The 13,421-nt window shown below is 39.9% G+C and carries 7 protein-coding genes; all 7 read right to left on the reverse strand.

Going from position 1 to position 13,421, the window contains the following annotated elements; translation table 11 throughout:
• Positions 1–950, reverse strand: a 950-nt coding sequence (locus KFO40_RS21020; protein ID WP_162487406.1) for a glycoside hydrolase family 35 protein, incomplete at its 3' end; no start/stop codon positions are given.
• 70 nt (positions 951–1,020) lie between these two features.
• Positions 1,021–3,318 carry an alpha-L-rhamnosidase N-terminal domain-containing protein gene (locus KFO40_RS21025; protein WP_083444233.1) on the reverse strand — a complete coding sequence of 766 codons (2,298 nt, stop codon included), beginning with the start codon at positions 3,316–3,318 and terminating at the stop codon, positions 1,021–1,023.
• A complete protein-coding gene (locus tag KFO40_RS21030; protein WP_211146773.1) occupies positions 3,297–5,516 on the reverse strand; it encodes an alpha-L-rhamnosidase C-terminal domain-containing protein in 2,220 nt (739 codons plus the stop codon). Before KFO40_RS21030 ends, KFO40_RS21025 begins: the two co-directional genes overlap by 22 nt.
• 3 nt (positions 5,517–5,519) lie before the next feature.
• Positions 5,520–7,751, reverse strand: a complete 2,232-nt coding sequence (bglX, locus tag KFO40_RS21035; RefSeq protein ID WP_118219386.1) for a beta-glucosidase BglX — start codon at positions 7,749–7,751, stop codon at positions 5,520–5,522.
• A gap of 23 nt (positions 7,752–7,774) precedes the next feature.
• Complete coding sequence (locus KFO40_RS21040) at positions 7,775–9,169, reverse strand: sulfatase (RefSeq protein ID WP_118219378.1); 1,395 nt, start codon at positions 9,167–9,169, stop codon at positions 7,775–7,777.
• A 30-nt stretch (positions 9,170–9,199) separates the two neighbouring features.
• The gene (locus tag KFO40_RS21045) at positions 9,200–11,956 is read right to left on the reverse strand and encodes a family 78 glycoside hydrolase catalytic domain (RefSeq protein WP_118219376.1); all 2,757 of its coding nucleotides are present in this window, start codon (positions 11,954–11,956) and stop codon (positions 9,200–9,202) included.
• Positions 11,946–13,421, reverse strand: coding sequence for a sulfatase (locus tag KFO40_RS21050; protein ID WP_049703282.1), 1,476 nt, complete (start codon positions 13,419–13,421; stop codon positions 11,946–11,948). The genes KFO40_RS21045 and KFO40_RS21050 overlap by 11 nt, the downstream gene beginning before the upstream one ends.

The following is a 13,421-nucleotide window of genomic DNA, read 5'->3' on the forward strand; positions in this document are numbered from 1 at the left end:
GCGGAATAAGCAGGGTTGTTTGCACCTCCCCAATGACCGAAAGTCGTTCCTCCGTGAGTCATATAGAGACTGAAAGAAATATTCCGGTCGAGCATATCCTTGATGCCCTGTACCATATCTTTCGCGGGACGTGTTTCGTGTTTACGTCCCCAGTGGTCAAACCATCCGCTCCAGAACTCGCTACACATCAATGGAGTTTCGGGGCGAAGTTCTTTGAGTTTTTTAAATTGCTGGTCGATATTGGCACCCGTTCCAAAGTTCACGGTCCAAATCAGGTCATCGAGCGCGTTATTAGTGAAGTTACTGCTCCAGTCACATTGAAACAGAGGTACATCGGTAAAACCGGATTCACGAACCAGGTCGCGCACGGCAGAGACATAAGGTTTGTCGATTCCATAAGAGCCGTATTCATTCTCTACCTGTATCATGATAATATTTCCCCCTTTATTCACTTGCAGCGGAGCCAGTTGCTTACCGACCTCTTTCATAAAGATGCCTACCCGTTCCATATAATAGGGATCGAGCGTACGCAAGGCTATATCTTTTTTCTTCAACAGCCACCAGGGAAGGCCCCCCATCTCCCACTCCGCACATACATACGGACCAGGACGGACAATGACATACATACCGTGTTTCTGTGCCGCACGGCAGAAAGCTGCAATATCATTCTGACCGGAAAAATCGAACTTTCCTTCTTCCTGTTCATGGATATTCCAGAAAATATAAATACAAATAGTATTCATGCCTAATGCCTTGCACATCTCTATGCGATGACTCCAATAAGCCTGTGGAATACGGGTGTAATGCAACTCGGCAGCCTTCACCACAAACGGTTTTCCATCCAGCAGGAAGGTGTTCTTGCCCGCCTCAAATTTATGGGCAGTGGCTTGCGCCTGCTGAAAATTAGTATAAAAACAGATGAAATATAAAAAAACAAATAATGCCTTCATAAAAAGTAATCTCAAAATTAAATCAACATAAATAAAGTATCTATTATCCCAATATCAAAAAAGTTTTAGTTCAGATGATATGAATCTCCACTGATTTATCTACTATCTTAAAATAAAAATACTGTGTATCCTCTGAATCAAAAGTTATTTTCTTTTTCTGTATTCCTTTCAGTTGCTGTATATCATATTCTTTTCCATTTAATATACATAAACTAGCATCCTTAAACCATGTTCTTGGAACAGCCAATATAAAATTCTGATTTACATCACAATCCACATTTATTTTACGTTGATAAGTATCCATATTTAAAATAACTACTCCTTGTTCCAAAGGAACACTACATTTTATCTTTTTAAATAAAACATCACTTGGTCTTATCATAAAAGTTTTCCATCCAGCCGTCAAAGGAATAATACCCGCAACATATTGTGACAATAAACTTAATGGACCTCCAGCCCATCCGTGATTAATACTTCCACCTCCAGCACCACCAATATTCCAATCCTCCCACAAAGTTGTCAATCTATGATTTACCATATATTGATATCTATTTTTCATCCTTTGAAGCCCTCCTTTTATATCTCCTTTACAAAAAAAAGCTTCTAAAATATATTTCTCCATATAAGGACTTGCAGCTTGATAGTTACTTAAATACTCCCGAATAGTTTTCCATTGATTCTCAGTAGCAAATCCCGCCAAAACAGCCAAGGCATTTGCACGATCGTCTGTTCTTCCATTGTAAAATGGATTCCGATACAACCTTCCATTCCAATAATACTTATTTACAGCTTCCCGAACTTTTCTCATTTTAAAAAGACAATCCTCGGCTGTCAGCTGATCACCTAACAGAGTAGCCATATTGGCTAGACCTTCAAGAGCCAAACTATACCAAGCATTATCAAGAACACAGACATCAATATCTTGTCCCCAATCAGACCAATCCCATCCCCCTGTTCTATGTTTGACAAGATTACGTTCATCCAGCTCCCACAATGACAAATATTTTCTCACGGCAGGATATGCTTCTTTTATAGTAGCAGAGTCACCTGTATAAACATAATAATTCCAAATACCGTATTTTCCAACACTTGCAAGCATCTGCACTGGCAATTCTTTATTCCAAGAACCGGCTGGTACAGGAGAATATAAAACTCCATCATCCTTCTGCCAATCCACAAGATTTTTAATAGCTTTCTTCACCAGTGATTTCCCATTTAAGTCACAAGCATAAAATATTTCTCCAGAAACAATTACAGCATCACCCCACCACTGAGAACGTTCTCTATCCGGATCTTGAATAGCATCACGCATATTCAAATTCATTGTATTCAGAGCCTTTTGCCACAGTTTGTTATAAAATTCATCATCACAAACAAAGGAACCTTCAAATTCAGTATTAAAACGTGTTTCCCTATATCCCACTTCAATCACCTCCACTCCTTGAGGTATCGTATAAACCACCGAATGACCATTCATATAATTAAAAGCCTCGAAACTTTGTACCCCTTCCCTTGTCACATATTCAGCTCTGACATTATATTCACTTCCACCCTTATAATTATCTGTTCTTATATCAATTAACTTTCCCGCGTCAGCTTTTACCTTTAAATAAGGAGTTATTGAAATATTCTTTGGCAAAAAACCAACTATTTTCCCTATTTCATCAGTTTTCAAAGAATCATAACGAACAATACCAGAATCTTTCCAATTTGGAAAAGGACGTAAATGTACCCTATTCCAAGGCGAGCATGGATATTCTCCACACTCCACTGCATAATTCCACGATTGATCTTCATAATCTAAAGACTGCCATCCTGCTATATCTTTTCGTGCATCAAAATGTACGTTTGCCTCCGGTAGACGATAATTAGGATGAGGCAATGAAGATTCGCCATATGCCGGATGAATTTTCACTTTCCAACTTTTATCAGAAAGTATCCGCTCTTTTTTACCTACTCTCAAATCAACGAGTAATCCCGCCCTACCACTATTTTTATGGCAATATCCGTCTTTACCCCAAAACCAGACTTGTATGGAAATTGCATTGAGTCCCTTTCTTAAAAAATCGGATATATCAATACAATCGTAATAAGTATCTTGAGAATTAGGTCCGCGTTTAAGCCCACCTTCAAAAACAACTAAGCTATCATTTACCCAAAGCCAGTACTTGGAGTCAACAGCTATATTTAATTTAGCGACAGTATTCTTATCAGCACACTCTATTTGTTTTCGAAAACATAACCATTGATTAGGGGTATTTTGAGATTTTGGAATGGATATCCATTGTGCACCATTAAAGACATTATCTCCAAAAGAGCATAAAGTGAATACCAAGAATATAACAGTTAATACAATTCGATTTCCCATACTCCTTCTTTTAATACAATTTCCTGTTTTCCTGTTTTTTTCTCTTTCCCGTTTATACGATACTTTTTAATCTTGTCAGGAATAACAAAATATCCTTTGGTACTTCGAGGTATTTTTACTTCTACAACTATCACGTTCAATTTATTCGTAATGCTAATCTCTATTTTCCCCCATTGAGTAGGAGTTACAGACTGAATATGCCCGAAGCAATTCCATACAGGTTTTATGATAAATTCTTTAAACGCCGGTTTCAAAGGAGATATACCTGCAAAATATTGAGAAAGAATCGTTAAAGGTCCTCCACTCCAAGCATGATTATACGAACCACCGCCAAAACCTTTACTACCGATTCCCCAACCTTCCCACAAAGTTGTCAAGTCACTTTCGACCATGTCATAATAACGTTTCTTCATTCGCTCTAAAGCATCCTCATAATACCCCATCATACACAAAGCTTCAAGAACATATTTTTCCATATAAGGACTGGCATGATATTGCTGCTTGAAAAAAGGACGGATTACCGAATAGTCACTTTCGGGTAAAACGCCCGCAACAACAGCCAATGCTTGTGCACGGTCGTCGGGTTTACCTTTATAATGAGGAGAAAGGTAAAAGGTACCATTCCAGTATTTTGTATGAAAAGCACGTTTCAATCTTTCATTAACCTGACATGCCCATCGGGAATCTTCCTTTTCACCAAGTAAGTCGGCCATCAAATGAAAACCTTCAAGAGCCAATGAATACCAAAGATTATACAATAAAACAAGATCTTTATTATCTCCCCAATCTCCCCAGGTCCATCCACCTTTACGAGGAATAACCAGTCCTTCTTCATCAAGTTTCCATACATGAATATATTTCTTCACATTAGGATAGACGGCTTTAATCGTATTTTTGTCTCCCGTACCCATATAATATGTCCAAAAACCATAATATCCGACACTGGCAAGCATCTGCATCGGCAGTTCCTGATTCCAGTTACCGGCAGGAACCGGTGCAAAAATCGTACTATCCGGACGTTGCCAATTCATTAATTCAAGAATAGCTTTACGTGTAAGCAAATGTGCATTCTGATTCAACGAATAGAAAGCTTCACCCAATTCATTTACAACATCTCCCCACCATTGAGCACGTTCTCTATCCGGACAATCCATATAGGTATCTCTCATCGTGATATATAAAGTACGCAACGACTTATCCCATAATTTATTATAGAACTGTTCTTCACAAGAAAATGATCCAGCAAGCTCCGTATCATATCCCGTCTCTCTGAATTTTAATTCTAAAACCTCTACATCTTTAGGAATCGTATACAAAACCTGATGACCGTTCATCCAACCCCAAGCTTCAAATTCTTGAATTCCACTTTTAGTTATATATTCAGCATACACATTAGGAGTTCCGCCTCCACGATAATTATCGGTCCGAATATCAATCAATCTTCCCGCTTTCGCTTTTAATTTTATATAGGGATTCACTTGTGCATTGTAAGGTAAATAAGCAACAAGCAATGTGTCAGATTTCCTTTCAACTTTCACATAATCTTTCAATCCATAGTCCTTCCACATAGGAATAGGACGTTCTACCAATTGCCCCCATCCTGACAGTTCTTTTTTGATCACTTTGACATTCTTCCATTGTGTATCGTCAAAATCCTTGTCCCAAAAAGCCACCTTTTTTTCCGCATCAAAGCCGATATTGGATTCCGGCAACCTATAATTGGGCTTTATACCCTTCGGAATATAAAACGACGGATGTATACACGCTTTCCAACTGTCGTCACTTATATAGCACCGTTTGCCAATCGTCAAATCTACAGAAACTCCTGCCGTTGGACTATTTCTATGACTAAATCCCTCTTTTCCGAAATACCAGACCAAAAGAGCAATGGTGTTTTTCCCGGGCACTAATCCTTTTACATCCTGAAGAATATCACAGTAAGTATCTTTCGGATTAGGACCTCTTTTCAACCCTCCCTCTCTAACAACCAGTTCACCGTTTATCCACAACCAATATTTTGAATCAGCCGCAATCTTCAGCAAGTTATGCGACGCATCTTTCTCTACCGATATTTCTTTTCTAAAACATAGCCAGGAACCGGGAGTTACTTCAGCCGGATAAGTTATTATTTCAGCTTGAATCGTGTGCATTCCAATCAGGCTCAATAAGATACACACTAGCTTTTTAAGTTCATTCATTGATTATTGTTTTAATTCAACTCTTGTTTTCTTCACATTCAAAGCGCTATTCCCTACCATCACATCAAATAATCCGGGCTCAACGGTCCAACCTTTACAAGCGGATTCAAATCCCAATTCCTTTTCCGTCAGCATAAAACTGATTTCTTTCTCTTCACCCGGTTGCAGTTCCACTTGTTGGAACCCACGCAATTCTTTCACCGGCCTTGTAAGAGAAGCTACCAAATCCCGGATATACAATTGTACAGTTTCTTTTCCTGCATATTTACCAGTATTTTTCACCTTTACACAAACTTCCAAAGGAGTTTTCAGGCTAAATACCGAATCCTTTACTACTGGTTCTGAAATTAAAAAATCAGTATAGCTCAAACCATAACCAAAAGGATATGCAGGTTCAAAATCAATATCCTGATAACGACACGAATAACCTATCTCTTTATTCTCCGGACGACCGGTGTTTTTATAATTATAATAAATCGGAATCTGGCCTACATGCACCGGGAACGTCATCGGAAGTTTTCCCGAAGGATTATAATCTCCGGCCAACACATCTGCAATGGCATTTCCCGCTTCCGTTCCCAACCACCAAGTTAATAATATGGCATCTGCATGGGGAGTCATTTCATTAAAAATCATTGGCCTGCCACCCATCAGCAAAACAACCACATTTTTACCTGTCTTTTTCAACTCTTTCACTAGCAACTGATGATTGGGATGGATGTTGATATCAGCACGTGATTTGGCTTCTCCACTATTTTCAAAGCGCTCGCCTACTGCCACAATTACCACATCCGACTGCATTGCAGCATTACAGGCATCCATCAAATGAAGTTCATTTGTTGCCAAATCATAACCATCCGCATACACAACGTCGGACTCAGGATATTTATTTTTCAATCCTTCATACACAGTCACCACCTCATCTACAATACCCTCATTCGCCCAAAAGCCCAGCATATCTTTCTGAGATTTAGCCAAAGAACCGATAACTGCAATTTTTTTCGGGTTATTCAAAGGTAAAGAACCTTGGTCATTCTTTAATAAAACGATAGACTTGGCACCAGCCTCCCGGGAAAGGTTTTTCAATTCTTCAGAAAGAACAACCTCCTTTTCACGTGTCTCGTCACAATAAAGAAAAGGATTATCAAACAATCCCAACTCAAACTTCTTAAACAAAATACGACGCACAGCATCATCAATATAATCTTCTGACACAGTACCTTCTTCAACAAGTTTCTTCAAATGAATATGATAAGCTCTGGACTCCATATCAATGTCACAACCTGCTAGAATCGCCTTCTCTGCCGCCCCCTTCAAATCTGAAACATAGCCATGAGGAATCATCTCACGAATAGAACCCCAATCAGAAACAGTCAACCCATTGAAGTTCCAGGAACCTTTCAATAAATCACGCTGAATATAAGTATTCCCTGTTGCCGGTATACCATTTATATCATTAAAACTATTCATAAAAGAAGCGACACCTGCATCAACTGCCGCTTTAAAAGGCGGAAGATAAACTTCATGCAATGTCTGTTCGGAAATATCTACCGTATTATAATCTTTTCCTGCAATACATGCTCCGTACGCCGCAAAATGTTTAGCACAAGCCATAATAGTGTGTGGATCCGACAAATCATCTCCCTGAAAACCGTTAACCCGGGCTTGGGCAACTTTACACCCATACCAGGTATCTTCTCCTGCTCCTTCCATTACACGTCCCCAACGGGCGTCACGACTAATATCAATCATTGGAGCAAAGGTCCAGTGAACGCCTTGCGCAGAAGCCTCTTTTGCAGCACCGGCAGCTGTACGTTTCATCAAGTCAAGATCAAAACTGGCAGCCTCGCCCAATGGAATAGGATAGATAGTCCGCAGACCATGCACAACGTCCAAACCAAACATCAAAGGAATACGTAGACGTGACTGCATTGCATATTCCTGCAACTCACGGGTATGTTTGACACTTTTTATATTCAACATGGAACCGACTTTCCCTGCTTTAATTTGTTCTATTTTAGTAGGATCTTCCACTACCGGTCCGGTTGCCTGCCAATTGCCTGTATATTGATTCAACTGCCCAATTTTTTCATCCAGAGTCATCAATTTCAATACGGAATCAACTCTCTGTTCATATTTATCGGGAATACTAAGTGTTGAGACCTTATCCGATATATTTCCTCCACACGAAACCAAAAACAACATTCCCGTAGCAAGTTTTACAAATGTCTTCATATTTTCTCTATTATTTAGTTTTATCATTTAATTACTTTTATCAAATTATCGACTCTCGTACGCATACGCCCGGCCAAATCAGCTTTATTCTTAATCAGATTCTTTTTTTCATAAGGGTCTTTTTTAATATCAAAAAGTTCCTCATAAATAGGAGTATGCGATTGATTATTCACAAAATATCGCATATATTTATAACGCTTCGTTACAAGTCCTTCCGTCTGTGGTATATACACATACCATCCTTTTTTATCTAAATTCATTAGGTGCTCGTAAAGAAATTCCTGCCTCCATTTTATCTTTTTACCTTCCATCAAAGGACGCAGACTTTCTCCTTGCATCTTTTCAAGCTGCCTTATCCCTGCATAATCCAGCATGGTTGAGGTCAGGTCAATATTCAACGCTATCTCATCAATTTTCTTTACCGGTTTCTCTAATCGCGGATCATAAATCACCAAAGGCAATCTGATTGACTCCTCATGTCCATACCATTTCCCTTCCAAACCATGCTCTCCCAAATAATAACCATTGTCACTAGTGAAAATAATCAGTGTATTCTTATCGAGTCCCATTTCCTTCAGCTTTTTTCTCAACTTGCCTATTGCCTCATCAATCCCCGCAATCAACCGATAATATCCTTTCACAGAGGACTGATACTTCTCATCCGTTCCGTATCTATTCTTAAAACGCACATATCCTTCATTTTCCCATTTACCATCTTTTCTAAAAGATTCGGGAAATAATCGATAGTAATTTTCTCCAAAAGTCTCCGGTTTATCAAAGAATTCGTCTTCGTACATAAAACTATATTTCTTATCAAAAGGAAACGGATCCTGTTCCGATTCGGTATGTGGACTTTTAAAACTCACTGACAGACAAAAGGGCTTCGTTTCATCCCTATTAGCCAAAAACTCGTCTATCTGTTCGGAAATCAGCCCCGTCAGATGCCTGGGATTGCCATCCTTATCTTTTTGATAATATGTTCCTTGTCCCGCAAGCCCCCTCCAATAATCAAACTCTTTTTGAGGTAAATAATTTCCTACACCATACTTTCCGATAAAACCGACATAATACCCATTGTCTTTCATTAACATTGGATATGTGTTTTTCAGTGCCTCTCCCCGTAAAGTACCCGAAAAGTCCGTAATTCCGTTACGGCGATTATACATACCAGTAAATATACTCGCTCTGCTGCAACAAGAAATGGCAGATGTGGCATACATATTGGTAAAAACCGTACCATCGTTTGCCAAACAATCGATATGAGGAGTTTGAATAGTGGTCTTGTTCATATACCCTACCGCATCATATCGCAAATCATCCGCCAAAAGAAACACAATGTTCATTTTTCCTTTTTCATAAGCCATCACCATTTGGGAACTCAAAGCTAAAATTCCCAACGAAAACAGATTATATTTCATTATTTATATTGTTACGTTTAACACTCGGTTCTACACCTCAAAAATATAATTGCCGGAACCCACGGATACTAATATATAGTTTTCATTATGAGTCTCAAGAATCCGACATTCTCCGACATCTTTCAAAGGTATGCCGCTTTCCGTGATTTCTTCTGCAGCTTTTGCCGGCAAATAAACAATCGCTTCGGAATTGGCCGGTATTTGTACATATAACCGGATTTTTCCAGATTTACGCACCCAACGGCAGGCAATATCCCCGTATGGCGAAGTGTATGAAGTAGAAGCCGAATTAATTCCTATCGGCATTTGAGGTTTTATTTTTATCTTCTTAAAACCAACAGATTCCCTTTGCTGGCTTATTCCACCCAAACCACTAAAGAACCATTCCATCAAATGCCCAAGCATACAGTGATTATTCGATACAAAACCATACGCCTGCCAGGATTCCGTCAGCGCAGTAGCCCCATAAGCCAGTTGCCATCCATACCCGGGGACGTCATATTTGGTATTCATTTTATAAATGATATCAGAATCTCCGTTTTCTTCCAAGACTCTCAACAAATAACGATAACCGATATCTCCGGAGGTCAAAGCGTAATTACGATTCTTAATATCATTAATCAAGTTCTGATATACAACCTCCCGATTCTGTTCCTCCACCAATCCGAAATAGAGAGAAATTGCATTCGCAGTCTGACTGTTACGGTCATATTGCTTAGTGGCAGTATTATAAAATTTCTCATTATAAGCCTTTCGGATGCAAGTAGCCAATTGTGTAAAACGCTCTTCATCCTTTTCCTCTCCAAGCAGTTTTGCTATTTGAGACATTATCGACGCATTGTAATAATACATACCGGTTGAGGTCACTCCATTCGATGTTAACTGCGAATACCCCGGATGCTTAGGTCCCAAATCAAACCAATCCCCCAAGCCATAAGCAACAATATAATTATCCGCACGAGTCGACAAATATTCCAAATATCGCTTCATATACGGATAATAAGCAGATAGCAGACTTTTATCTCCATACCATCTATAAACATACCAAGGTATAATAATAAATGCACTTCCCCATTCCGGAGAGTTCTCGAATCCATCGGCAAAACGTACATACTCCGGAGCAATAGAAGGAACAATGCCTTCCTGTGTCTGAGAATCTTTTATATCCCCCATCACTTTGCTATACAAACCATCCAACTGATACCTGTATTGCATGGCATGCTGCATAAGGTGAGCCACTTCAAGCCATCCAAGTTTCTCCCGGTGAGGGCAGTCGGTCAAAATACTTGCCAAGTTACTACGTATCGACCAGTCAATTAACTCATAGATCTTATTGAACATCGGCAGGGAACAAGAAAAAGACCCTGCTTCCGGAGCAGAATTTGTAGTATGCATCCCTGTCAATTCTACCAATTCAAGCTTTTCAATATCAGATACTTCAACATATCTGAATCCATAATATGTGAACTGCGGTTGCCATTCTTCCACCCCTTTTCCACTTAACGTGTAATTCCATAAATAAGGTCCACCCGACGCCCGTTGATTGACCGTACTATCTTTTTCCAGAAGTTCGCCGGGTTTCATCGTTATTTTATGCCCGCTATGACCTTTTACTTTCAAACGGATTATTCCTGAAAAGTTCTGTCCGAAATCAAAAACCCAATTCCCTTTTGAATTCTTATACTTCCGGACAACAGGAAGTATATCACGTACTGTAAGCGGAGCAGAGACTTGCGCTTTCAACTCCATCCCCGTTTTTGCAATAACCGGAGTTTTCCACGAATCATCATCAAATCCGGGATTCATCCAGGAAACCTGATATTTTCCGGCATCATAATCCTCTCCTCCATAAATACTCGAATAAGTAATCGGGCTTTCACAGACTTTCCAACTCCGGTCCGTAACAACTACCTCGGAAGAACCATCCGCATACTTTAAAGATAAGGCTAATTTCACCTTGGGAGCTCCAAAAGAAATCAATTGTTTGAAATAACGCTCACGAGGTACATTATAAAACCCGTTTCCCAGCATAACTCCCATCACATTTCTTTTCTTCAGTAATGCTGTCACATCAAAAGTCTGATAAAGAGCCGTCTTTGCATAATTTGTCCATCCCGGATCTAAAAAATGGTTTCCCACTTTCTCCCCGTTTATATAGAAATCAAAATGTCCCAATCCTGAAATATTCACAATCGCTTCTTTGACTTCTTTATTTATAGGTAGTTCTTTTCGGAACATTGGCAATTTATATCCACCCACTTTCCGATCACCGATCATCTTCCGAACCAATGGAGCATGTATTCCCGGATATAAGTTTTTCGCAGAATCATCCTTTTCCAAAGCAATCCATTGAGCCTTTCCCCAATCCCGTTCCTTCATTATGCCGGTCACAAACGAACCTTGTCTGCTCCATGCGGATTCTTCGCCTGCTTCATTCCAAACCTTGACTTTCCAATAATATCTAGTCGCGGAATGAAGTTCTTTACCTTGGAAAGGAACAAGGACGGAATTTGAAGAAAGAAACGTTCCTGAATCCCAAACAGTACCTTTATCGGCTGTCAGGGCATCCTCAGTATCTGCCACCAATATGCGATAAGCAGATTGGCGATAACCACGTTGCTGACATGCAACCTTCCAACCAAAACGCGGGGACTTACTTCCTATTCCCGACGGTTCAATTTGTTGTTCACATGTTATCTCATAAACGCTAAAAAGTGAAGTATTCCTTGAATGAACCGGCAAAACAGCCAGTAATAAAAGATATATGAAATATATATTATTTTTCATAGGTCACTACTTTAAAATTATCTCCACGTTCTTTCATCCATTTAACCAATAAACTACGGTGCTTTTTAAGAATCTCCCAGTACTCTTTTGAATAAGCCAAATTTATCGTTTCACCGGGATCTGTCATTAAATCAAACAATTGCTCATTACGTTCACCCGATGAATATATAGCATATTTATAGCGTCCGGTACGAATCATGCGCCCTTTTCTTGTCCTGTCTTTCAAATGATCCGCCAACTCCGCCACCACAAAATCACGCCAACGCTCTTCAGTTGGAAATATAGCCCGACGCAAACTCATTCCCGCAAAATTCGTCTTCGGGCTCACCCCGGCATAATCACAAAATGTCGGGACAAGATCGACTAAAGAAACTAAACCGGAGTTAACACCCCCCCGCTGCCACTTTTCCGGCAATACCATAATTAAAGGAACTTTGACAGATTCCTCGTAAAAACTAAGTTTTGCCGCCCATTCGTGAGCAGCCATACCGTCACCATGATCTGAAGTAAATATAATAAGAGAATTTTCGTACATTCCATTACGTTTCAAGGCTTCTATCACCTCCCCAATCTCCTTGTCAACCAACTCCGTCAATCGATAATACGAATTTAAGTAAGCCTGCCATTCTCTTCCGGAAAACCGGGACGACAACTGCACCTCATCTCCATAAGGGTTCGGCTTGACGCGTTTGTCTATTATGAACTCCGGCTCATCTACATTTTTACTGAAATTTCCGGGCAATGGCGGCAAATAAGACAACGAATCAGGATGTACCCCCATTGGTTCCGGCAATTTATATTTTCCAAAAGGACGAATATTCAACAAGGAATCCGACATTGTTTCCCAACCGACTTTACGGGGATACATACAAATATCGTGGGGGTTATGATAACTGACCGCCAAAAACAAGGGCTTCTCTCTTTTATCATAACCATCCAAAAACGAAACGACCGCATCCGTCAATGGCGGATCTGTTTCCGCTCCCAGCAACCAATGCTTGTTAGGTGCGTCCCAAAAAGGAAGTAATTCAAAACCATGCAAATATTTTATCTCATGTTTTGAACGCTGCGGATAAATTTCAGGAATATGCCATTTTCCTGCCCATACAGTCCGATAACCATTCTCACCCAACAGGTCACCGACGGTATGTATGCCTTCGCTTAGTTTTGAATTGTCATTCCATTCAACTCCCGCTTCACGAGCCATCAGTCCCGTCACGATACTTGCACGTGAGGGGCCGGAAACAGGAGAAGTACAATAAGCGTTCGTAAAACGAATTCCATCATTAGCCAAAGCATCCATATTGGGGGTATACAGGAAAGGATTACCCGCCGCACTCATGGCATTTACATTCTGTTGATCCGTAAAGATTAGAATAATATGCGGACGCTTCTGCGCAAAGCCCAAGAGCGGCAGTGCACAACAAGAAGACAACCAAACTTTCGTTATGCTTGAACGTTTCAT

Origin of the sequence: Bacteroides sp. 1001302B_160321_D4 (assembly GCF_015667765.1) — a bacterium.
In the GTDB taxonomy this organism is placed as follows: Bacteria; Bacteroidota; Bacteroidia; order Bacteroidales; family Bacteroidaceae; genus Bacteroides; species Bacteroides xylanisolvens.

Excerpts from the sequence above, each read along its gene's own strand:
- KFO40_RS21025 (WP_083444233.1), bottom strand. The coding sequence starts at position 3,318 with ATGGGAAATCGAATTGTATTAACTGTTATATTCTTGGTATTCACTTTA.
- KFO40_RS21030 (WP_211146773.1), bottom strand. The coding sequence starts at position 5,516 with ATGAATGAACTTAAAAAGCTAGTGTGTATCTTATTGAGCCTGATTGGA.
- bglX (WP_118219386.1), bottom strand. The coding sequence starts at position 7,751 with ATGAAGACATTTGTAAAACTTGCTACGGGAATGTTGTTTTTGGTTTCG.
- KFO40_RS21040 (WP_118219378.1), bottom strand. The coding sequence starts at position 9,169 with ATGAAATATAATCTGTTTTCGTTGGGAATTTTAGCTTTGAGTTCCCAA.
- KFO40_RS21045 (WP_118219376.1), bottom strand. The coding sequence starts at position 11,956 with ATGAAAAATAATATATATTTCATATATCTTTTATTACTGGCTGTTTTG.
- KFO40_RS21050 (WP_049703282.1), bottom strand. The coding sequence starts at position 13,421 with ATGAAACGTTCAAGCATAACGAAAGTTTGGTTGTCTTCTTGTTGTGCA.